We start from the raw sequence: 19,142 nt of genomic DNA, 5'->3' as shown, positions 1-19,142 counted from the left end.
TTGTCCAAGATGTGTCCAAGATGTGTCCAGGTTAGTAGGGCACTTTGAAAAGCGACACTTTCGCCTCCTGGATACCGGTTTTATTGTTGATGCCGAGGGTTATTTTTTCCCATAGCGCTTTAATGGTCCCGTCTTCGTAGCGGATCATGGCTTTTAAATCCGGTTTAAGCCGGAGCAGATCTTCGATCGTGAAGGTAATTTTGGCTTCAATCAGCTCGGTAGTACTTCGAAACTCCAGCCATTCCTGATGAGCGGTTTGGTATAAACCTTGGCCACCTTCCCAAACTACCGGCGCGTTGCTGCCTTGGGGATAGAGATTCCCTTGAGAATCAGGCTGCATGCCTTGGTAAGAAAGCAGGCGCAGCGAGAAAGGATTCTGGCCAATCTCCAGCTCCGGCGTGCTTCCTTTCTGGCTCGCCTGGGGCACGAGCCACTGCCGGGAACTTTTGAGTTCGTCCGCTTGATTAACCGTAGGCAAAGTGCCGGCAGAAACCGGAATATCTTCCTTGCCGGCTCCTACTCTGTAAGTGCCCCAAGTAGCTGGCAGCGTTTTATAAATATCGTCGTTGCCGTCCGGTTCCTGCTTCAGGTTAAAACCATTGGTTAAGTTGGGCTCCCATTCAAAAGAAGGCTTCGTGCGGGTGGTCCAGTCCACGTAGGCCGTATTGCGGAGCACATCCTTTAGCCGCACAATGGTCATGCTTTTGGCAGTCGTATTGAAAATAAACCCCAAACCTAAGAGCGAGCGAATGGCCCGGAGAAACTCGTTGACCTTCATATCCGGCACGTGCTGGTTAATCGGGAATGGGGCATCGGTGGGTACCTGGTTATTGTAGATTACCAGGCGGCGAGTAGCTTCTTCTTCGAGCCAGGCTCCTTGCACCTGGTAGCCGTAGTTCGCCAGCACCTGGCGCAGCACGTGCACCAGGTAGGGAAAAGGCGTAATGGTATGAATGCCGGAGGATTCAAAGAATCCTCCGTCGTAGTAGTTGAGGTACTTGCCGAAAGTTTCTTTTTTACCATCAAAAAAATTCGGGTTTTTAACCGGAAACAGCGCGTAGGTTTGCGTGGGGTAAATTTCCGCCACTTGCATCGAAAGATTAGCCGTGCCCAGGTCCAGGCTCCGCAAAGAATCTTCCTTCAGGCGGCTTTCGATGTCGCCAATATCGGTTTGAAAATTAACGTTGTAGTCCTTCGTTTTCCGGAGCACGTTGAGTTTGCCCACGCGCCAGAGCTGGTCCATGAGAAACATTTGCGCCGTAAAAAAGCGCGTACTGTAGCGGCTCACGGCCAGCTCTCCCGGGAAGTTCAGCTCCCGCTGGTTGAGTTTGCTGTCGGCCGGCAGATTAAACGGGTACGTAAGCGAGCCGGGAATATAATCCGTTTGAAACAGGGGATTATAGATTTCCATCTGCACGCTCAAGTCCGGAGGTAAATCCAGCCAGGTATTATTGATGCGATAGCCTACCATGGAGCGCGGGGTTCAGTAGTGGAAGCCTCATCCAGGTAGCCGGCCAGACGTAGAGCCGGCGTGTAGTTGTACATTTTCGGCAGCACGAATTCAAAATCAATGTAGCTTACCTCTTCACTTTCATCATCCAGCACCACGTTTTTGGCGGCGAAGGTGCCGGCCAGGTAGCGGTCGGCTCCTACCAGGCGAGCTTCGCGGGTGAGCACAAAATCGGTGAGGCTGGCAATTTCCTGCCGCGACCGGTTGCCGGTGGTTAATTCTAAACTTGGTTTGAGGTATTTATCGGTAATGGCTACTTCGCCCCGCTCCGGATTGTAGTCGGGCGTGATGATGCGCTCGAGCTGCTGAATCTCCGGATCCAGTTTACTTTTCGTTTCCCCTAGAGCTGCCAGGGTATTAATACCGCCCACGCTGTTGGCGTACAACAAATAACGCTTGCGCCGGAAGTAACGCGTATCGAGCACAAAGCGCCGGGTTTCCGAAATGATGGTGCCAGCCTGATCCTGCACAAAAATATCCCAACTCTCAATCGGACTGCCGGGTTTCTTCGCTGGCAGCGCCAGCAGATCGTGGCCAGCCGGCACGCAGTACAACTCAAAGCGATTGACGTCTTGCTGCGTAAATAAATCGTAGGTTTGCGGATTACTGTTTTGGTAATAGACCTTTACCCGGACGGTAAAACTAGTGGTCGTCAGGCTCAAGGGCATAAAATACAAGTACTCCGGCTGGTCACTAAACACGGATTTTACCGGTAGATCCCAGGTGAAAAAAGGCTTCCGCTTTACCAGGTAACTGGTAAAGAATGTTTGCGCGTAGTATTCGGGTAAATCCAGCCCGCCAATGACCACGTAGCGGTAATCCACCTGGGAAAAGGAAGAAGGTACGGGCGGGTTGCCGTACTTTTCGGTGTGCTTTAAATAAAAGCGTTTAAAACAGCTATCGGCCCGGCTAATTTCGGCCTGGCCAAAAGTAGGAAAGTGCGGTTCCAGGTAAACATCCAGGAGCCGGCGCACGTTAAAAATGGTTTTTCCGTCCGTATCAGCGGGCTGCTCCAATGGCTCAGCGGTGATTTTCTCGAAAGTACCGGATAGGTATTCTTTCTCCAGCCACACTTCGCAGAGGAAAGTCAGGTTCGGCTTCGTCAATGGATCCAAGGCCTGCAACTCCAGGGTCACCGGGTTGCGGGAGTAAAAAAACTGCTCTTGCCCAAAATTAATGGGCACCACTAGCTGGCAGCCAATTGAGTCCGTGACGGTGCAGGAATAATTTCCCGGGCTGATGTTTTCCCGGGTAGCTGCCGTGCTGCCGTCTTCCCATAAATAGGTGTAAGGCGCTACTCCTCCCGATACCGTTAAAGCGATAGAAGCATCGCCCTTGGTCACCTGCACTTCGATGCGGGAATTCTGGCCTACCTCCGCCGAAAAAGAAAAGCTTTGCCCGGAACTATCGGTAATCACCAGCTGGTAGGTGCCGGCCGGTACCAGGGAGCGATCTTTGGTGGTAGCGCCATCGGACCAGAGATAAGTGAAGGGGCCTTCACCTCCCGTAACGGTTACCAGGATAGAACCAGTACTGGAGGCGAAGCACGTGGCCAAGGAAGAAGTATAGGTGGCCGATAAGGTGTCTGCTGTCGAATCGCTGTAGCCAATCAGCCAGTCAGGTCCGGAAGCCGTACTGCCCGTGAAGTTAAAAGCCGACCCCAACTGGGTGGCTTGCACCACAAAAAGGTAAACAAAGTAGTCATCCGGATTTTCCTGGCTGGGGCCCTCGCCAATGCGGGTAAATTCAGCGGTGTATTGCCCGGCACCATTCGCCGCAATGTAATCTTGAATTAACTGCAGTAAAGCATTGGCAGCGGCTCCGGCTCCGGAAGAAATACCAAATTCCCGATTAGCCGCATTGGTAGTAGAGGCGGAGGTGAACCGCACCAGGTTGCCAAATAAGCGCAACTCAAAGTAGTTGCCCAGGCCAATACTATTGTGGCGAAAGCTAAAATTTATGGAAGCAACGGAAGCCATTAATTTAAATATTTATCGGGTTTGTGTTTCAAAGCAGCGTTAGCTGTTTCCTGGAAAGAGAAGTTAAAGCGGGTGCCGTAATGGTTATCACCCACCGGGCCGATCTTCTCGGCGGTAATGTCTTTAGCCGTCATAAATTTCACGGGAGGAGTAAAATCAGTCCGGAAAGTGTGGAGCACCGTGCCCATCAGCTCCTCGCCGATTTCTTCGGTGCGATCGAGTACTTCTTCCAACTGGTCAAAATCGCCGGTTTTAACTTTACCCATGACCATTATGGCGCCATGGAATTCCTTTTTTAAGTTGTCCGATACATTATCTTCGTAGTCGGTTTCGTAGGTTTGCAGCACTAGGAAGTAACCAGCCTTGAGCTTCGTGCGCAGGCTGTTGTATAACTCTTCCAAATCCAAACGCCGGGCGATGGGATCCGTGCTGAGCGTTACTCGCAGGAAGCGGCACTCCGTAGGAGAGTGCTGAATGGCCACGTGGCGGCGGGCCAGCTCCCGGAACAGGGCGGTATATTCTTTTAATCTCATGAGGCTTGTTTGTTTTTTCTTTCGGCGAGTTCGGCGTAGTACAGGCGATCTTCCATGAGGGCAAACACGTTGCGAGCCGAGGCCTGTCCGGTAGCTTCCAACTGGTGCACGCTGCCGGCCATATTCCGCAGCACGCCGTCCCAGCCGGTGCGCTCGGCCGCTTGCTGGTTATCGCCGGAAAAAACCCGAGGGTAATCTTTCTCCAGCTCTTCGCGGCAACCGCGGTACCAGAGAACGATGGATTGCTTTACTTCCAGAGGTAGCTGAGCCAGTTTATGGGCTCGGACTTCTACCAGGTGCGAGTTAAAGGCCCGGCGATTATCGCCATTATAACTAGAAAATCGTTTTTTGATGAAGTGAAACCAGGTACGCTCCCGGTACAGGCAGGCAATAAATTTATTCAGTAACTCTTCGTTCTGTTTTTTGGACCAGGCGATGAAATAAGTATCCGAAAAAATAAATTCCAGGAAAAGCAGGTTGCGAAAGCTGGAGGCAGGACCATAATACTTTTGCCTGCGCCATTTTCCCAAGGAAATAACCGGCAATAATTGCTTTGTGAGTAATCCGCCTTTGGTAATAAATTGGGTAAGCTGTGCCAAGTAGATCTTCTGCTCGACCGTGCATAGATTCAGAAAGGAAGATTTTACTTGCAGCAGGATCTGGATCAGGGTTAACTGCAAGGTGTGCTTATCCCGGATGGTCAGCAACGCAGCAATAACCCGAACCAGTTGTTTGCCCGAGAGCTCGTTCCAGGAAGCTGGAACCTGCTTTTCAATACGCTTTTTGTTGTATTTTAATTCTACTAAGTGCATAGTAAGGGAGATTACTATGCAAAGTTCAGCAGGCAACGAACCTATCGAAAGGACATAAATGCATGGTGTATTTTATTTTTATAAAGCCCCTGATAATGCCTTTATAAAAGGATTAAGTTCTATATCTTAGGACTTCTTTATTCTTAAATAAAATTTATATGAAATATTTATTTGGCTTGCTGTTGTTATTATTTCAGGTAACCACGCCTACAACTTATGCCCAAACAGCTATTCCTACCGCCTCCTTGCAAATTAGTGGTGAAGGTTTAAAAACCCTTTCCCTTTCAGAAAAAGACCTTATGGCTATGAAATCAATAACTGTGGACGTAAAGGGCCATGATGAGAAGCAGCACACCTACACGGGAGTTTTATTGACGGATATATTAAACATGGCGGGAGCAGGAGTAGGGGAACCAGGTAAGAAAAATACTATCACCTCTTATGTGTTAGTTACCGCCGCTGATAAGTACAAAGTAATTTATGCCTTGGCTGAATTGGATCCGCTTTTCACCGATAAAACCATTATTTTAGCTTTTCAGGCAGATGGGAAACCATTAGACCAGAAGGATGGGCCTTTTCAAGTAATAGTGCCTGGTGAAAAGAGGCATGCCCGTTGGATAAGACAGATTGTTTCTATCAAGTTAATAGCAATTCCTTGATGCTATTATTAAAGCATAATGCATTTTTAAGTGCTTTTTACCGTGTTTTAATTCTTCAAGGTGCATAGTAAGGGAGATTACTATACGAAGTTCAGCAAGGCACTAACCTATAGAAAGGACATAAAAAAGCCCAGCTATATGCTTGGGCTATCTAAAATGAGGTAATATTAATTTATACTTTTTGGCACCTGAATAAAAAAGGTAGTGCCTTTATTTTCTTGGCTCTCAAACCAAATTTTACCTTGGTGCCACTCTACAATTGTTTTAATGATAGACATACCCAAACCAACCGAAGGTTCCCCTTTAATGCCAGGTCGTCGGGCATTGGTAAACTTATCAAATAGTGTAGCATGGTATTTTGCCGGAATACCAATTCCGGTATCTGCCACTTTAATTAAAACAGAATCTTCTTGTTCTTCCACCGAAATAGTAATATTACCCCCATCCGGCGTAAATTTTATCGCATTAGAAACTAAATTATTAATTACCTGGAAGAATTTAGGCATATCCAGGGTTAGGAAAACTTTATCGGTAGAAGTTATAAAATGAAAAGTTATGCCGGTTATTCTAGACGTAGGCAGATACTCATCCATTACAATTTGCAGCTTCTCTATTAGGTTTACCCGTACCATAACTAAAGCAGCTGCGGCTGATTCCAAAAATTCTTGTCTAATGAATTCTTGAATGAGATCCATACCTTGTTTACTGCTTTGCTGAATAATATTAATTATACCACGGATTTCTTCATTTTCAATACCTACAGTATATTGCGCTAATATGGTAGCCAAGCTCTGAATATTGGCAAATGGACCAGCCAAGTCATGGGATAAAATATTGAGAATGGAGTTCTTTTTATCGGCAAATTTTTGGAGCGTTTCTTTGTGTTGCTTTTGAGCGGATATATCGTCCGCAAAACCAACTATGACTAATTGTTCCGTTAATAGTTTAGGCCGGACGCTGATCCATCGTTGGGTGTGGCTCCTCAATATAATCCGAAATTCCATATCCAGCAGTAAAGTACCTGCCAACAGTTCTTCATAAGCTTGAAAAACGTGAATTCTATCATCTGGATGGATAGTATTGAGCAACGAAGCTGGGTTGTCTTGCGTACTTTTCCGAGTTTTAAGCCAAACAGTTTCAAAAGCTGGATTAAGATAAGTAAAATGGTTAGTGGCAATATCGAAAGCAAAAGCAACCGAATGAGATGATTCCGTTAGGGGCGAGGAAAAAGGTGCCCCCCAATCAGTTAGAGCCATATACAGCAGAAACGCTGTTATCCCTTAGGCCGCCCTGTACTTTATAATAACTAGTAAGTTAGTCTTAAAGTTCAAACGACAATAACCCTATTCCATTAAAAACAACTTTCTTTAAGTAAGGGAGAAATCGCCTATGTTACACGCAGTTCAGGAACCTGCTTTTTAAAATGCTTCTTATTGTATTTTAATTCTGCTAAGTGCATAGTAAGGGAGATTACTGTGCAAAGTTCTAGCAGCTTTAATAGTGCCGAAATGACATAAAATCTACTTAATAAATAAAATCGAGCATTTAATTATAAAAGGATGATCGACTTGGATTCCTTTTAGAAAGGGATATGAACATTTTGAGTAAAAATAAATAAAAGTGAAAATATTTGTAAAATTTTTATACCAAAGCTTACCTAAATATCGTAATTTGTATTATATTTAAATATAATATAATGAAAAAAATAAATATAGAGGAGGTAATATGGAGTCTTTAAATATATGGAGTAGTCTTATACTGGTAATAGCTAGTATTGTTAGCCTGGTTCCGATTGTTCGGATGGCTACTTCGTTATTTTCGGATAAGATTACTTTAACCCATAAAGTTACCGGCAAATCTGTTACTATTACCCGCCACTACGATGAAAAGGTAAGTAAGCAATTACAGGATCTGATTCGTTAATGGGGGAAATAATACCGGGCAGCAAACATCCGTTAAATGGAGGAAATGTTACGCTGGCCGTTGGCCTTTCTACCGTACTGGCTACTCTAGCCAATCTTATAAAAGATGCGCATACCCGGCAAATTGCCGTATCTCTTTCTCCACCTACCGGTTATGGTTTAGCTTTCTTTATTAAATGGTTGTACCGCGAATTAGGACATTGGCGAGCCTGTAAATTAATAAAAGAATGGATAAAAGAACTGCAAACCGAACTGCACGATCCTAATACCCCAATTAAAAGGAAAACTGAGTTGCTCAAGCAAATTGATGAACAACGGCAACTATTAAGAAAGCGCCAGATTGATAATTTAGATGATTTTAAAATTGATTAAGCTCGTATTTTGGAAAGCTTAAAGGCAGGAGTGTTTGCTTTTGTAAGTGCTTTTTACCGTATTTTAATTCGACTACGTGCATAGTAGGGGAGTTTACTAGGCGAAGTTCAGCAGGCAGCTGACCTATAGAAAGGACAAAAAAAGCCTTGACCTAGGCCTTGGCTTATCCAGTAGCTAGTTCTAAAAAACACCAAAGGTTACTAAACTACTAAGTATCTACAGTTAGTTTAAATAAAAACTTTCCATATTAACACGTGTTCATCCGCATAAATACGTGTTAAATGATACATAATTCGTTATCCTAATTTTAATCGAGGTACCTTGTGATACCATTGCTTAAAATGTAGGATGGTTCAATGATTTTATTTATGTCCACTCCCAAAAAAATATTACTAGTAGATGATGATGCAACTGCTATTTTCTTATCGCAAAGAACTCTTAAACGCGCCGAAATAGAAGTAGAAGTTCTAACCGCCGAACATGGATTAGCAGCCTTGGAAATAGTCAAACGGGTTTGTGAGCAAGAGCAATGCCCCGAGTTAATTTTACTGGATATTAATATGCCCGTAATGGATGGCTTCGAGTTTTTAGAAGCCCTGCAAACATCGGCAGATTTAAGCAAAGCGGATATTAAGATTGTTTTAGTTAGTAGCTCTACGCACTATTTGGATATTGCCAGGTCCAAGAAATATCCCGGAATTGATTGTATTGAAAAGCCGCTAACTATCGAGAAGGTGTCTCAGTTTTTATGATGGTTTACCACTTCTAACGCATTTGTAATAAGTTCTACCATTAATAATTTCATTACTTTGCAAGCTAAAATTTACTAAACCCTGGCTATTTGCCGGGGTTTTCGTTTTTATCTTGCTCATCTCCTAGCAGACATCCTTCCAAAACATCACTGGCTATTTCAACAATAGTAGTTCTAGGTTCTCTATTAACTTTTCTTAATAACTGTAATTTAAGGAGTTCCGAGTGAGCTTCGTCAGATATTTGAATTTGTAGCTTTTTCATGCTCAAAATTAATAATTATTAGTTATAAAAAAATATTTTCTATAACTCTTTATAATTAATTATAAATAATATACATTTGTGATAGTTTATAACTAAATATAAATAATTATAATATGGAAGCACTACCTAAAACAATTGCAAAAATTAATGACGTGGATATTATCGTTATTGAAAACGGTCAAAAGCTCGTTCCTATTAAACCCATCTGTGAAGCTTTAGGAATATTGCCTCAAGGTCAAATCGAAAAGATAAAAAATGACGAAATTCTAGCTTCAACTATACAGCTTAGCTATACAGTTGGAGCTGATGGAAAGGAGCGGGAAATGTTCTGTTTGCCTTTAAAATTTGTCTTTGGTTGGCTGTTTACCATTAACCCCAAGAACGTGCGGGTAGAGGCGCAGGAATCGGTCAAGAAGTACAAACTGCTCTGTTACGAAATCCTCTACCAGAACTTCGCCGATCACACCACCTTCCTGGAGCAAAAGCAAAAAGCCACCCAGGAGCAAATAGACCGGGTAAACGAGGTACGCTCCACGTTCCGCAATGCCCAGCACATTGTGCGCCAGGAAACCAACCGGCTCAACAGCCTTAAAAGCCTCACCTTTGAGCAGTGGCTGGCCAACAACCGCCAAATGACCTTCGATTTTATGCGCGAGGCTGAGGCCCCGGTGGCAGCGCTGGCCATTGCCGTAAAACAAAAATAGCCCGGGGGCTGCGACCTCCCCGGGCTAACTAACCAAATAACTTGACAAGCATTAAGTAAAGCCCCCCAATATATGATTTTAAAGCCACAAAACCCAAAAATATTACTGCCGGTTTGTTTCGGCATTTTGCGGCCCGGCCAGAAAATTCCGGTGCTCATTGTAAAAAGCATCACCTCATTCCTCACTCCCCGCCCATGAACGAACCAAGCAACCCACCGCAACTAGTACTGAACCCTTTCAGCCACCGGCATATCAATATGCGGCCCTTCTTTCTGTACTTGCACGAAAGACGGCATGATAACCCCGATGAAATAGCCGAACACCTGGAAGCTACCATTCGCTTTGTGAGCCTGAATTTTGACAGCGAAGAAACCGACAGCCTGGAGCTGAAAAACACCTTGACTTTCCTGTTTCAATTAAAAGACGTATTTGCCAACTTGAGTGAATTTAAAAATACCTAACTGTGGGCATCTCGAAGAAAGAAGAAAACGGGCAAACCATCTACACCATTGCGGGTATGCCTCACCTCACCGAAAACACGCTGGCGGCCCTGGTCGAGTTCTTAGACCAGGTACCCGATTGCAATTACTTGCTTAACTACCTGGCTAACCTGGAAGCCACTGCCCTTATTTACGATCCGGGGAGCCGGGATAAATGGGAACACGAATTTGACCAGATGCAGTTCTTACGAAATTTCCTAATGCAGCTTCGCCAGTACCAGCATCCAGGGAGTAGTTTGTAGGTAAATTTGGGTGGTCCAAAAACCCTCCGGTTTTTAGGGTAAAAAATGGCCTTTTAATGCCTATTGAAGGGGTTTAAAAATTGCTCCAAAAACAGTAGTTTTAGGACCATGAAAGTAGCCATTTACGCCCGGGTTTCTACCAAGCAGCATCAAACAACCGAAAACCAATTATTAGAATTGCGCCGGTGGACGCAAGCCATGGGGCACACCATTTACAAAGAGTACCAGGAACAAGTCAGCGGCGGCCGCTCGGATCGATCTGAATTCAAACAAATGTTTACGGATGCGCACCAGCGCAAATTTGACCTAGTGTTTTTCTGGAGTCTGGACCGGTTTAGCCGAGAAGGCGTGAGCCAGACTATTCTCTACCTGGCGCAGCTGGAAAGCTATGGCGTTCAATTTAAATCTTTCACGGAGCAGTATCTGGACAGTACCGGCATTTTCAAAGAAATGATTATTTCCTTGCTGGCCACCTTGGCTAAGCAAGAAAAGCTCCGGCAATCCGAGCGGGTAAAAGCCGGATTGGAGCGAGTGGCAGCAAAAGGAATCAAACTTGGCCGGCCGGGAGTATCTTCAGAATTGTTAAACCAAATTCCGCTATTAGTAAAAGAAGGTTTGTCCGATCGGGCAATTGGCAAGAAACTTGAAATTTCTCACCAATCGGTGATAAGGTGGAAAGCAAAGCATCCAATCAGTTAGGAGCACGGGCGTTCCTAATAATTAAAAAAGATTACTCCTACCTACAAATTTTGCAAAAATAAGTTTGGAGGTGATATTAGTAAATTTATTACTATTGAAGATTTTGCCATTATAGCTAATTATTTAAAACCATGCAAAGGGAAAAAAAGAGGTACATATAAAAAGAAAAGCAAATGAATTATCCTAATCTCGCTAAAGCATTAAACATTACTTTAAGTGAATTAGAGTCGTTGGATTTTTACAATCAAGAGATATTCGATGAGGGTGGAATAGTTGTAAAAAATAAGTACACGTTTAACAAAAACTCGCCAAAAGAAATTTTAAGTAAGATTAAAGGCTTGGATGAAAATAATAGTATTACGCTTAATGTTTAATAAATTTCAAACTTTATGGTAATTAAGTAACTGATTATAGAGTATATTTTAAAATATCAAATGATGGGCAAGTTACAACTACCCTTATTTCATCAATGCTACTTTAATTTACTTTGCTTTTCGTTTAGTCACTAATTTGACCAGCCTGGTCCAGAGCTTTTTTCGGTTCCAATAAAGTTGTAGGACAATAGCCACGAGAAAAAGCGTAAACCAAAATACTGCCCATGCTTTGCCTTGGTGAGTGGAATCAACTTTAGGAGCTGGTTGTAGCTTTTCTTTCTTCAGGCTTTTCTTTTGATCCTTCACTTTACTTTTATCTTTCACGCGCTGATCAACGGCCACTTTACTTTTATCCTTAACCCGGTTATCCTGATTTACTTTAATCTTTCGGGGCACTACGGGTGTGTCGCGCTTGGCCAGGGCCTGAATAGCTTTTAGTTTTTGCCGGCCCGTTAAGCCAGCCGGCAGCTGGTAAACCGATGGTGCCGGCTGAGCCAAAGTTTTCTGAGGAGTGATAAGCTCCGGCTGATCAGAAGGAGCCTGGGTAGGAGCAGCCGGCTCCGGCTGCAACGTTTTGCAGCTTACAAGACACAATAAAGTCAGAACAAATAAATAATTTTTCATGATTTTTTAATTGGATTGATTTTCAGTTTCAGAAGTAATTTTAGTAGGGGGAGGGGGAAGTACTCCGGTTTCGTTAAACTCCTGCATGCGCCGGCGAAACCACTTGGGTAAAAAAGGCAAGCCCAGTTTTCCCATGTTTTCATCCACGCTAATGCATTCGGCTCCCAGGAAAACCATGTACATCACACCTTTGAAGTAGGGCATTAAAGTATTAAAAGCTTGATTAGGCTGGCCGTCTACCAGGTGGGAAGAAAGAATGTGCACCAGAATTAAGCCCACACCGTACTGCGCCACCTTTTCACAAAACTGCTTCCGTAAACGCATGCTGTGGATCTTGCGAAACTTATAAGCTACCCAGATGCCCGTTACGGTATCGAGCGAAACAGCCACCATCAGAAAAGCAATAAAACTCCAGTCAGAAAAAATATACCGGTTGATGAGGCCCAGAAGAATGGGCAAAAGTTGCGGTAACAAAATGTTTTGGAAGTACATAAGCCTTATGCGATGGTTAACGTGAAACTTTCTGGAAAAAGGCTCAACAGCATGCGCAAGGTATTCTTGCTATTAGTTACATCGCGTAGTCCATCGCCGTTAATATCGGTATGGGCTTGGCCAGGTAGAATGCAGCCCAGAATGTCGGTGTGGTAATTACCCTGATGAATTAAAATATAATCCCGACCGGGCACGTCCTGGATATGGAAGTGGTCGCCGTACTTGGGCGAGTTGCGTTTTACCACCTGGTAGATACCGGGCGGAATGCAGCTTACTTTCGGCTTGTTGTTGCGCCAGGGCAGCTCTAAAGATTTACAGTTATAAATAACCTGAGAGCCAAGTTTAACGGTCATGGTTCCCAAAGTTTGTTTGGCTTCGCGAAGGACGCGGGTAATAGTTAGGGTGGATTGATTGGCAGACATATTAAAAGAAGCGGTAGGTTTTAGCGGTTGGGTCGGTGTTGCGGATCACGACATTTTGCGCGGATCCTGGGAATTGGTAAAGGGAGCTGATAAAGTAAGAATGGTAAGTAGTAACTGAGGATTTTTCGTTAAGGTAATTTCTCAGTTTTACCAAGTAAGCCTGGCCATCCTGATGAGCGTTCCGGATTTTGCGATTTAATTGGCTGGCACTCTCGGAGGCTTTTTCTTTATTCAGCTCATCAAAGCGGCCAAAGGTCAGCTCGATGCCGTCCGGTGTTAACCGGAAGCCTTCTTCGGCTAAGGCATGCGCCACCACCAGGTGCGCCAGCGCCGGCCGGATAAACTCCTCGAGTAAAATTTTATTCTCGGGAGATAGGTCCCGATCCTTGATCTGCTCTTTAATTTCTTCGAAAAGACCGGCGCCTAGCACCGGCTCGATTAAAAAGCGCTCTTCCTTCTTGAGGATCGGCAGCAGAGCCAGGTAAGTCAGCCGGGAATCGTAAATGTTATAATACTTGGAGAACTCCTGCGCGGTATTAATAAAGTACTGTTGAAAAACCGTAGCGACCGGCGATTCTGACCAAGTAGCAAACTCCTCCGCATCAATATTGTCTTCCAGTAGATTTAAGGCGCGTTCCAGGCCATTGTAGCCTTTGCGTAAAAAGCCTCGGCGCAGGTTATTAATCTGCCACTGAAATGCTGTTTTGCGGGTTTCGGAACTGTTGATATGAATACCACCGTCACTGATTTGTACCTGATTTAAATCTAAGTAGCTTTCCTGCGCCAGATTACTGATAGCCAACTGGAGTTTATCCAGCAACTTGTTTTCTAAATCGTTTAAACCACCGGCCTGGTATTTTTCTTCGTACTCTTCATAAAAGTTACGGCCCAGGTATTTGACAATAACTTCATCTTCTACCAGCAGAATGTCACCCATGACTGCTTCGAGGCTCGTGCTTTCGTTAACACCCACCCACTTTTGAAATTCTTCGATTGTTTTAATTAAAGCCATGGCTATTTAGTTTCTTGCTGGACCGGCTGGCCGGCATCGAGCGTCATAATTAAAGGGTTCTGGATCCGGAAGACTAGGCTCTGGTCCCAGCCGTTGTAGTCGCGCACCAGGTGCAGCGGTTCCAGGATTAAGTCTTGCTGAAATTTGGAAGTAGAAATAAAATTATTGAAGGCCACCCGGGCGTCGGAGCCACTGCCGGCACCCATGCCTTTACCCGGACTAATGCCCATCAGCGTGGGAGCCAAGCCCAGAGCGGTGAAAATGTGGGAAGAAGCTTCCTGGGAGTCTTCGATGTACAGACCGGTTTTTAATTTATCATCGATGGCCGTTACTTTAAAGGCGGCGATGGTTTCGCCGTCCACCGTAATGGTTGTGGTAAGAATAGACTTGCCGGCACCATCGGTACCCGCCATTACTTTATCGAACTCATCCAGCTCCTCGGAAATAATTCTCCGGCGCTCATCATCCGTTTTGGTTTCCCAGTCCTTGTACTTCCACAGCCAGTAGGAGGCATGCACTTCCACGACGTACTTGATGGTAAGCTGATTTTTAAACAAGGCTTTTTTAAATTCTGGAATGGCCTGGGCAACTTCCAGCCAACCGGAGCGCCGGATGCTGTTCCAGCTAGCGAGCTGGTAAGCATTTTTCTCCGGAGAGGGAACGGAAACCGGGTAAATGTATTTGAAACTGTCAGTGTGGCTTTGCAGGTCTTCTACCGGATCGGCGTAAGGATCCAGTACATGTACCGGCGTAGCGTACTCATCATCGTGCCGGCCACCTTCGCCCCAATTGGCATTCACGTACACGTATTTGAAAGCACCCGTCTTTTTATCGGCCTTGGAATAGCGGCAATAAGGCGCCTCCTGGATGGTAATTTTATTTATTTTCTTGCGGTCTCGGCTAAGGATTAATTCCGGGAAAGTGTTTGCCCACCAGGATAAATCCAGAAAGCCTTCGAAGGCATAGCGATTGAGTTTCGAACGGTGGTAAAATAAATCTACTTCCGGAAACTGGCCCGGCTGAGCGCGTTTAAATATTTCGTTATTGTTACTGTCGTAGCCTTCCAGCGTGCCGTAAACAATACCGCCCCCGTACCAGAACTCCGCCCGGCGTTGCAAGACGGTGGGCAAGATGGTGTTCTTTTCCACTTCCTTGCGCACGTTCTGCGGGAACATATTATCATCTCCCCAGAACTCAATGGCCGAGCTGCCCTCATTTTTTTGCACCGAAGTGGTGGGCACGTCGCCGGCCTCGCTGGATTTGGTTCCAGAAAAACCGGTATTAGTTTTCATCATAACACTTGACCGGGTGCTGAAGGCCATGGTGCCGGCTTTATTGACTGTTGCCATTAAATAATTACTTTCTTACCGTTGAATTGTAGAATCAGGAAAATGTGGACGGTCCGAACAGCGCCATTAGCTTTGATGATATTGCGGGTGGCGTTTTCGAAGTGATGCGGATTTTTGGAAGTTTTACCAGCTGGTACTGGTACTGTTTCAGTTGGCTCAGCTGGTTCGGTATTGACTTTTTTTATACCGGAGAGCCGGCAACCATTCCGCACCTTAATTTCCCCTCCGGTACCTTTCTTTACATCCGCGGTGCAGTACACAATATCAAAGGGCTGCGCTTTCACAGCCATAATTTTGAGTACTTCGCTCAACCGGATAATGTCCATTTGCATTGTTATGAACCAAATTTCCGATGCAGCTGAGCCTATAGAAAGGACAGAAAACTAAGCACAATAAAAATTTCGTATAGTTTTCAATCGTGCTCTTATTCAATTAGTATACTATTGGTTTGTATGGATATTAACATTAAAATATTTTCCATTAAGGAAGATGGGTTGCCCTCAACTGATGAATGTCATACTGGAAGAGTGGCCTTCTTTTATCAAGGTCATATAATTTCGGGTTGGCCGACTAGGGAAATTAACAAGGATGATGAATGGGAGGCGGATTCAGATGTTGGTAAACTAGGTGTTTATACCGGAGTTACGCATTACACTGTGTTACCTAAAATAATTTGGTCTATCATAACAGTTTAAAAAGCCAATCTCAAAAAATTTAGGCAAAAAGTACCCCTACTTGTCAGAATCAAAGATTTTGGCCGCTAAAACTTATGCGCCAGTCTCAAAATCCGGATTCTCTCCCCGGCGTGCACTATCGTGGCCCGGCAATTGCCGCCCTTCAAAAATTACGATATATGACAGAGCACCCCAACAAAAAAGCCTCAGCAGATAAAGCTGAGGCTTTTTTGAATGGCAATTGCCACTTGGTTAGTTTTGCTTAGCGATGGCTACCCATCATAATCAATTGACTGAAGTCAGCTTGCTTGCGTACCACGTGCTTATCGATGCTGAGCAGGTGTAAGTCCACGGTGTCAGTAAAGTGGGTAGCCTCCTGACCTGGTACTGTGAGCTTCTTCTCACTGCTCTTATCTTTCTCGATCTCCCCTGTACGACCCTGCTTCACAGGAGCCATGGCCATAGCCGTGAGGATATCACGACAGTTGTGCTTATTAAAGCGGATTCTGGGTAAACGGGTATCCGTTTCCCCTAGCATCTCATGGGCCAGGTGATAGCGGGTCTGATAGGAGGGCACCCTACCCAGGTTGGTACGTACTACCCGCCAGCGCCTGGTCTTGAGGCGGTCAATGAACTGCTCATTGTAGGTCTTGTCACTATCAGGCTTACGGGCATTACCCCACTCAGAGTCCTCAATAAATACCAGGGTCTTATTCAAATGGTACTCATAATAATCACAAAACAAATCGGCCAGGTCGTTGATCAGCTTCGGATGCTTCACATACAGGCCTTTCAAGAAGCGATATTCTAGTGTAAGCTCCTGTTGCTGGGCCACGGATAACACCGATATTTTGCTGCCCCAATCTACCGCTAATCTAAGGGGCAGACTGGAAACACAATCGGCATCCATGCGACTATCGACTTGCTGCAGCTTTTTGAGATTATAATCGAGGCCTTCCAGGTAGCCATTGTTAAAATTTTCGTACGTATGGCGCTGGTAATTTAAAGTAGGGTAAAAACCGGCTTCGACGGTTCCGGGCCTTTTATTTAAAATTTCTACTAAAAAAACGAAGTCCGTTAAAGTAGCCCTTTGATCTTCCAGGTATTTTAAGCCCAGATTTTCCAGGTTATCAAAAGTATTGGCTTCCGAATAAAGCAATTTTGATTCTTTACTAGGATAAAAGCGAATTTGCCGGCTGAGCTCCTGCATTTGCTCCCAAAGCTTTATTCGAAACTCGCGATCTTTCCGATCGATAAATTCCAACTGCATTTTTACCAGCTCGTTTTGCAGCTGCAGAAAATCGTAGTTGTCTTTTTGGTAATACCGGCCGGCATCGAGCAGCCATTTGCCCTGGTCTCCGTACGGCATGGAAGAAAAATGAAATTCGCCGTGGTGCAGCGGACTTTTCTGGAAAAAACGTAAGTTTCCCCGGTTGGCAGCCGATACTTCTTTATCGTAGCGCTCTTTATTCAAGAGTAACGACTCATCGGAGATAATGCCGTCGAAGTTCGCTCCCCGGGAGCCGGAGCCACCGGCATCCTGGCTAACCATCTGAAAAACGACCCCTTGTTTCCAGAAGTAGATGCAATGCTGGTAGTCCAACGGGGGTTCGTAAGGCTCCACGCCGTTCCAAGCCGCGGGGCACTTGCGGCCAATGAAGTAATGCTTATCCTTATAAAACCCCAAACGCTCCAAGGAGGCTATGGTTGAGGGGAGCGTCAGAGTTAGAATTTGCTTATAGGTGCTGCCCACCAGCGCCCACTTACTACGCGGCATGGACTCGACTATCAACTTCATGAGCCAGGCAATGAGCGTGGATTTACCAGTGGCGCGGCTCCAGATGGATACAGCGGCTGACAGCAATGAAAGAATAAAACGTTTTTGCGGCCGGTTAAAGAATAAGGCCTTGGTTTTAGTCATCTTCTTCCTCCTGATCAGAGCTCAGTTTGCCGTCGAGGATATCATCGATGGATTGATTTCCCAGGCCTTCCTCCTCCACACTCTCCATCACTTCCTGGTATTCAGTCTCGGGCAGCTTATTAATGGCGTTAATGTTTAAGGTTTTTGGTTTCTCCGATCCTTTAGCTGTCAGCTGCAGCAAGTAAGTGTGGGCTTCCAGTAACTCAGCATCGAAAGAGCCGGCATCGTTCTGGTCCAAACCTTTGAGCATGGCCATGTTTTTAATAGCCCGGTTCATCTGGCCGAGTTCGGGCGGGTTTTGCGTAGCAGCTAATTGAAATACCCGCATCGAGTATTCGTAGAGAATGTGGCGGTACCCTTGTTTGCTGGTTTGGGTAACATCGCCGAATAAACGGGTACAATCATTCAGCACCCGGTACGCGGTAGATCGACTGATCTGAAAACGACTTTTAAGCAATGGGACGGACTGCTCAAAGGAATGATATTGGACCAATAAAGACCAGGCAGCCTCCAGTTGCTCTAGATATTCCCGGTCTTTCGCCGAAAGGCTTTTTTCCACTTCTTCATCCAGGAAGGAGTAATAAAGCCGGTCCAAGCGAGTATCGAGCTTGGCCTTTGGCTTAATAGCCTCCGGTAAGTGCTGTTCCATTATTTAATATTGATTAAATGTTCGAGTTGGTGTATCTGGGCTTCAATGGCCGGCAGCTCGTGAGCCCGTTCCGGTTTCTTTTTAATTTTCGTGCGCAGGCTTCGGAGGTTGGATAATTTCTTCAGTTGTTCCAGGCCCGATAACTGGTTAAAATCTACGATAGCTGGTGCTGGTACCACCGGAATCGTTTGTTGGTAAAGCGGCGCGAGCTGACGGGTAAGCTCCAACATCCGGAAAGCAATATGTTTCATTTCCTCTTGCGAAAGGTTGAGTTCCTGGTATAAACCGAGCCGGTTATGAAGCATCGTTCTTTCATCCAGGAGAGGCCGCATTTGTTGGCGGATGTTAGGATCAACGGATTTTGGAGCCGTTGCTGATACCCCGGCGAGTGGCTCCGGAGCAGCCGGCTCTTGTTCCAGTAATAACTCCAGGGCGGCTACTAACTTGCGCCGGCTGTAGGAGTACTCCCCATGGGCGAAGAGCTGCTTTAATACCTGGTTATCACCGTAGCGATCGTAGAGGGCCACGCCGGCCGGATAATCCTGGTTACTGTTGAGCCATTGGGAAATTTCAAGCTTCATGCTTCAAATTTCCGATGCGAATGGGCCAGTGGAAAGGACGTAAAAAAAGCCTGACTATTAACCTAGTCAGGCTTTAGTATACTTAAGGTTGCTTCTTT

General features: G+C 45.3%; 25 protein-coding genes. 10 read left to right on the top strand and 15 right to left on the bottom strand.

Going from position 1 to position 19,142, the window contains the following annotated elements; all coding sequences use genetic code 11:
- Nucleotides 1-31: 31 nt before the first annotated feature.
- Genes AHMF7605_RS10580 through AHMF7605_RS10565 form a run of 4 tightly spaced genes read right to left on the bottom strand, consistent with a single transcriptional unit; the run spans nucleotide 32 to nucleotide 4,834 of the window.
- Nucleotides 32-1,471, bottom strand: a complete 1,440-nt coding sequence (locus AHMF7605_RS10580; RefSeq protein ID WP_106929063.1) for a hypothetical protein — start codon at nucleotides 1,469-1,471, stop codon at nucleotides 32-34.
- The gene (locus AHMF7605_RS10575) at nucleotides 1,465-3,489 is read right to left on the bottom strand and encodes a SprB repeat-containing protein (protein WP_106929061.1); all 2,025 of its coding nucleotides are present in this window, start codon (nucleotides 3,487-3,489) and stop codon (nucleotides 1,465-1,467) included. Before AHMF7605_RS10575 ends, AHMF7605_RS10580 begins: the two co-directional genes overlap by 7 nt.
- On the bottom strand, nucleotides 3,489-4,022 hold the full coding sequence (locus AHMF7605_RS10570) for a hypothetical protein (RefSeq protein ID WP_106929059.1): 534 nt from the start codon (nucleotides 4,020-4,022) through the stop codon (nucleotides 3,489-3,491). Before AHMF7605_RS10570 ends, AHMF7605_RS10575 begins: the two co-directional genes overlap by 1 nt.
- On the bottom strand, nucleotides 4,019-4,834 hold the full coding sequence (locus AHMF7605_RS10565; protein WP_106929057.1) for a hypothetical protein: 816 nt from the start codon (nucleotides 4,832-4,834) through the stop codon (nucleotides 4,019-4,021). The genes AHMF7605_RS10570 and AHMF7605_RS10565 overlap by 4 nt, the downstream gene beginning before the upstream one ends.
- 158 nt (nucleotides 4,835-4,992) lie before the next feature.
- Here AHMF7605_RS10565 and AHMF7605_RS10560 point away from each other — a divergent pair, with 158 nt between their 5' ends.
- On the top strand, nucleotides 4,993-5,493 hold the full coding sequence (locus AHMF7605_RS10560) for a molybdopterin-dependent oxidoreductase (RefSeq protein WP_106929055.1): 501 nt from the start codon (nucleotides 4,993-4,995) through the stop codon (nucleotides 5,491-5,493).
- 167 nt (nucleotides 5,494-5,660) lie between these two features.
- Here the strand turns inward: AHMF7605_RS10560 and AHMF7605_RS10555 are convergent, their stop codons facing one another.
- Entirely contained in the window at nucleotides 5,661-6,749 is a 1,089-nt protein-coding gene (locus AHMF7605_RS10555) for a PAS domain-containing sensor histidine kinase (RefSeq protein ID WP_106929053.1), read from the bottom strand.
- 469 nt (nucleotides 6,750-7,218) lie between these two features.
- On the opposite strand from AHMF7605_RS10555, the gene AHMF7605_RS10550 reads away from it, so the two are divergent.
- The 3 genes from AHMF7605_RS10550 (at nucleotide 7,219) to AHMF7605_RS10540 (ending at nucleotide 8,539) form a co-directional block, all read left to right on the top strand.
- The gene (locus AHMF7605_RS10550; protein ID WP_106929051.1) at nucleotides 7,219-7,416 is read left to right on the top strand and encodes a hypothetical protein; all 198 of its coding nucleotides are present in this window, start codon (nucleotides 7,219-7,221) and stop codon (nucleotides 7,414-7,416) included.
- Complete coding sequence (locus AHMF7605_RS10545; RefSeq protein WP_106929049.1) at nucleotides 7,416-7,787, top strand: chromo domain-containing protein; 372 nt, start codon at nucleotides 7,416-7,418, stop codon at nucleotides 7,785-7,787. Before AHMF7605_RS10550 ends, AHMF7605_RS10545 begins: the two co-directional genes overlap by 1 nt.
- A gap of 368 nt (nucleotides 7,788-8,155) precedes the next feature.
- On the top strand, nucleotides 8,156-8,539 hold the full coding sequence (locus AHMF7605_RS10540; RefSeq protein WP_158267490.1) for a response regulator: 384 nt from the start codon (nucleotides 8,156-8,158) through the stop codon (nucleotides 8,537-8,539).
- Between the two features lie 85 nt (nucleotides 8,540-8,624).
- On the opposite strand, the gene AHMF7605_RS29695 is transcribed toward AHMF7605_RS10540, so the two are convergent.
- Nucleotides 8,625-8,801 (bottom strand): hypothetical protein, encoded by a 177-nt coding sequence (locus tag AHMF7605_RS29695; protein WP_158267489.1) that lies wholly within the window; start codon nucleotides 8,799-8,801, stop codon nucleotides 8,625-8,627.
- Between the two features lie 113 nt (nucleotides 8,802-8,914).
- On the opposite strand from AHMF7605_RS29695, the gene AHMF7605_RS10535 reads away from it, so the two are divergent.
- From AHMF7605_RS10535 to AHMF7605_RS10515, 5 genes are all read left to right on the top strand, one after another.
- A complete protein-coding gene (locus tag AHMF7605_RS10535; protein ID WP_106929045.1) occupies nucleotides 8,915-9,505 on the top strand; it encodes a phage antirepressor N-terminal domain-containing protein in 591 nt (196 codons plus the stop codon).
- A 113-nt stretch (nucleotides 9,506-9,618) separates the two neighbouring features.
- Nucleotides 9,619-9,966 (top strand): hypothetical protein, encoded by a 348-nt coding sequence (locus AHMF7605_RS10530; protein WP_146153565.1) that lies wholly within the window; start codon nucleotides 9,619-9,621, stop codon nucleotides 9,964-9,966.
- Nucleotides 9,967-9,968: 2 nt separating this feature from the next.
- Nucleotides 9,969-10,247 carry a hypothetical protein gene (locus tag AHMF7605_RS10525; RefSeq protein ID WP_106929040.1) on the top strand — a complete coding sequence of 93 codons (279 nt, stop codon included), beginning with the start codon at nucleotides 9,969-9,971 and terminating at the stop codon, nucleotides 10,245-10,247.
- 108 nt (nucleotides 10,248-10,355) lie between these two features.
- Nucleotides 10,356-10,946 carry a recombinase family protein gene (locus tag AHMF7605_RS10520; protein ID WP_106929038.1) on the top strand — a complete coding sequence of 197 codons (591 nt, stop codon included), beginning with the start codon at nucleotides 10,356-10,358 and terminating at the stop codon, nucleotides 10,944-10,946.
- A 173-nt stretch (nucleotides 10,947-11,119) separates the two neighbouring features.
- On the top strand, nucleotides 11,120-11,320 hold the full coding sequence (locus AHMF7605_RS10515) for a hypothetical protein (protein ID WP_106929036.1): 201 nt from the start codon (nucleotides 11,120-11,122) through the stop codon (nucleotides 11,318-11,320).
- Between the two features lie 108 nt (nucleotides 11,321-11,428).
- On the opposite strand, the gene AHMF7605_RS10510 is transcribed toward AHMF7605_RS10515, so the two are convergent.
- Genes AHMF7605_RS10510 through AHMF7605_RS10485 form a run of 6 tightly spaced genes read right to left on the bottom strand, consistent with a single transcriptional unit; the run spans nucleotide 11,429 to nucleotide 15,551 of the window.
- Nucleotides 11,429-11,944 carry a hypothetical protein gene (locus AHMF7605_RS10510; RefSeq protein WP_106929034.1) on the bottom strand — a complete coding sequence of 172 codons (516 nt, stop codon included), beginning with the start codon at nucleotides 11,942-11,944 and terminating at the stop codon, nucleotides 11,429-11,431.
- 6 nt (nucleotides 11,945-11,950) lie between these two features.
- Entirely contained in the window at nucleotides 11,951-12,436 is a 486-nt protein-coding gene (locus AHMF7605_RS10505; RefSeq protein ID WP_106929032.1) for a phage holin family protein, read from the bottom strand.
- Between the two features lie 5 nt (nucleotides 12,437-12,441).
- Complete coding sequence (locus AHMF7605_RS10500) at nucleotides 12,442-12,858, bottom strand: DUF5675 family protein (RefSeq protein ID WP_199200221.1); 417 nt, start codon at nucleotides 12,856-12,858, stop codon at nucleotides 12,442-12,444.
- Nucleotide 12,859: 1 nt separating this feature from the next.
- Nucleotides 12,860-13,870, bottom strand: a complete 1,011-nt coding sequence (locus tag AHMF7605_RS10495; RefSeq protein ID WP_106929030.1) for a DUF6712 family protein — start codon at nucleotides 13,868-13,870, stop codon at nucleotides 12,860-12,862.
- Between the two features lie 2 nt (nucleotides 13,871-13,872).
- On the bottom strand, nucleotides 13,873-15,219 hold the full coding sequence (locus AHMF7605_RS10490; protein ID WP_106929028.1) for a hypothetical protein: 1,347 nt from the start codon (nucleotides 15,217-15,219) through the stop codon (nucleotides 13,873-13,875).
- A complete protein-coding gene (locus tag AHMF7605_RS10485) occupies nucleotides 15,219-15,551 on the bottom strand; it encodes a hypothetical protein (protein ID WP_106929026.1) in 333 nt (110 codons plus the stop codon). Before AHMF7605_RS10485 ends, AHMF7605_RS10490 begins: the two co-directional genes overlap by 1 nt.
- Nucleotides 15,552-15,988: 437 nt before the next feature.
- Between AHMF7605_RS10485 and AHMF7605_RS29690 the strand changes: the two genes are divergently transcribed.
- Entirely contained in the window at nucleotides 15,989-16,159 is a 171-nt protein-coding gene (locus tag AHMF7605_RS29690) for a hypothetical protein (protein ID WP_158267488.1), read from the top strand.
- Here the strand turns inward: AHMF7605_RS29690 and AHMF7605_RS10475 are convergent.
- From AHMF7605_RS10475 to AHMF7605_RS10465, 3 genes are read right to left on the bottom strand one after another with little or no spacing between them, the layout of a single operon-like run.
- Nucleotides 16,156-17,814, bottom strand: a complete 1,659-nt coding sequence (locus tag AHMF7605_RS10475) for a hypothetical protein (protein WP_106929022.1) — start codon at nucleotides 17,812-17,814, stop codon at nucleotides 16,156-16,158. The genes AHMF7605_RS29690 and AHMF7605_RS10475 overlap by 4 nt on opposite strands.
- Nucleotides 17,807-18,463 carry a hypothetical protein gene (locus tag AHMF7605_RS10470; protein ID WP_106929020.1) on the bottom strand — a complete coding sequence of 219 codons (657 nt, stop codon included), beginning with the start codon at nucleotides 18,461-18,463 and terminating at the stop codon, nucleotides 17,807-17,809. Before AHMF7605_RS10470 ends, AHMF7605_RS10475 begins: the two co-directional genes overlap by 8 nt.
- Nucleotides 18,463-19,044 carry a hypothetical protein gene (locus AHMF7605_RS10465; RefSeq protein WP_106929018.1) on the bottom strand — a complete coding sequence of 194 codons (582 nt, stop codon included), beginning with the start codon at nucleotides 19,042-19,044 and terminating at the stop codon, nucleotides 18,463-18,465. Before AHMF7605_RS10465 ends, AHMF7605_RS10470 begins: the two co-directional genes overlap by 1 nt.
- Nucleotides 19,045-19,142 lie beyond the last annotated feature (98 nt).

It is taken from the genome of Adhaeribacter arboris (assembly GCF_003023845.1).
Classification (GTDB): domain Bacteria; phylum Bacteroidota; class Bacteroidia; order Cytophagales; family Hymenobacteraceae; genus Adhaeribacter; species Adhaeribacter arboris.
This window is presented reverse-complemented; position numbering and strand designations above follow the sequence as displayed.

Bases quoted from the DNA above. Each gene is read 5' to 3' on its own strand.
- AHMF7605_RS10580 (WP_106929063.1), bottom strand. From the start codon at position 1,471: ATGGTAGGCTATCGCATCAATAATACCTGGCTGGATTTACCTCCGGAC.
- AHMF7605_RS10575 (WP_106929061.1), bottom strand. From the start codon at position 3,489: ATGGCTTCCGTTGCTTCCATAAATTTTAGCTTTCGCCACAATAGTATT.
- AHMF7605_RS10570 (WP_106929059.1), bottom strand. From the start codon at position 4,022: ATGAGATTAAAAGAATATACCGCCCTGTTCCGGGAGCTGGCCCGCCGC.
- AHMF7605_RS10565 (WP_106929057.1), bottom strand. From the start codon at position 4,834: ATGCACTTAGTAGAATTAAAATACAACAAAAAGCGTATTGAAAAGCAG.
- AHMF7605_RS10560 (WP_106929055.1), top strand. From the start codon at position 4,993: ATGAAATATTTATTTGGCTTGCTGTTGTTATTATTTCAGGTAACCACG.
- AHMF7605_RS10555 (WP_106929053.1), bottom strand. From the start codon at position 6,749: ATGGCTCTAACTGATTGGGGGGCACCTTTTTCCTCGCCCCTAACGGAA.
- AHMF7605_RS10550 (WP_106929051.1), top strand. From the start codon at position 7,219: ATGGAGTCTTTAAATATATGGAGTAGTCTTATACTGGTAATAGCTAGT.
- AHMF7605_RS10545 (WP_106929049.1), top strand. From the start codon at position 7,416: ATGGGGGAAATAATACCGGGCAGCAAACATCCGTTAAATGGAGGAAAT.
- AHMF7605_RS10540 (WP_158267490.1), top strand. From the start codon at position 8,156: ATGTCCACTCCCAAAAAAATATTACTAGTAGATGATGATGCAACTGCT.
- AHMF7605_RS29695 (WP_158267489.1), bottom strand. From the start codon at position 8,801: ATGAAAAAGCTACAAATTCAAATATCTGACGAAGCTCACTCGGAACTC.
- AHMF7605_RS10535 (WP_106929045.1), top strand. From the start codon at position 8,915: ATGGAAGCACTACCTAAAACAATTGCAAAAATTAATGACGTGGATATT.
- AHMF7605_RS10520 (WP_106929038.1), top strand. From the start codon at position 10,356: ATGAAAGTAGCCATTTACGCCCGGGTTTCTACCAAGCAGCATCAAACA.
- AHMF7605_RS10515 (WP_106929036.1), top strand. From the start codon at position 11,120: ATGAATTATCCTAATCTCGCTAAAGCATTAAACATTACTTTAAGTGAA.
- AHMF7605_RS10510 (WP_106929034.1), bottom strand. From the start codon at position 11,944: ATGAAAAATTATTTATTTGTTCTGACTTTATTGTGTCTTGTAAGCTGC.
- AHMF7605_RS10505 (WP_106929032.1), bottom strand. From the start codon at position 12,436: ATGTACTTCCAAAACATTTTGTTACCGCAACTTTTGCCCATTCTTCTG.
- AHMF7605_RS10500 (WP_199200221.1), bottom strand. From the start codon at position 12,858: ATGTCTGCCAATCAATCCACCCTAACTATTACCCGCGTCCTTCGCGAA.
- AHMF7605_RS10495 (WP_106929030.1), bottom strand. From the start codon at position 13,870: ATGGCTTTAATTAAAACAATCGAAGAATTTCAAAAGTGGGTGGGTGTT.
- AHMF7605_RS10490 (WP_106929028.1), bottom strand. From the start codon at position 15,219: ATGGCAACAGTCAATAAAGCCGGCACCATGGCCTTCAGCACCCGGTCA.
- AHMF7605_RS10485 (WP_106929026.1), bottom strand. From the start codon at position 15,551: ATGCAAATGGACATTATCCGGTTGAGCGAAGTACTCAAAATTATGGCT.
- AHMF7605_RS29690 (WP_158267488.1), top strand. From the start codon at position 15,989: ATGCGCCAGTCTCAAAATCCGGATTCTCTCCCCGGCGTGCACTATCGT.
- AHMF7605_RS10475 (WP_106929022.1), bottom strand. From the start codon at position 17,814: ATGACTAAAACCAAGGCCTTATTCTTTAACCGGCCGCAAAAACGTTTT.
- AHMF7605_RS10470 (WP_106929020.1), bottom strand. From the start codon at position 18,463: ATGGAACAGCACTTACCGGAGGCTATTAAGCCAAAGGCCAAGCTCGAT.
- AHMF7605_RS10465 (WP_106929018.1), bottom strand. From the start codon at position 19,044: ATGAAGCTTGAAATTTCCCAATGGCTCAACAGTAACCAGGATTATCCG.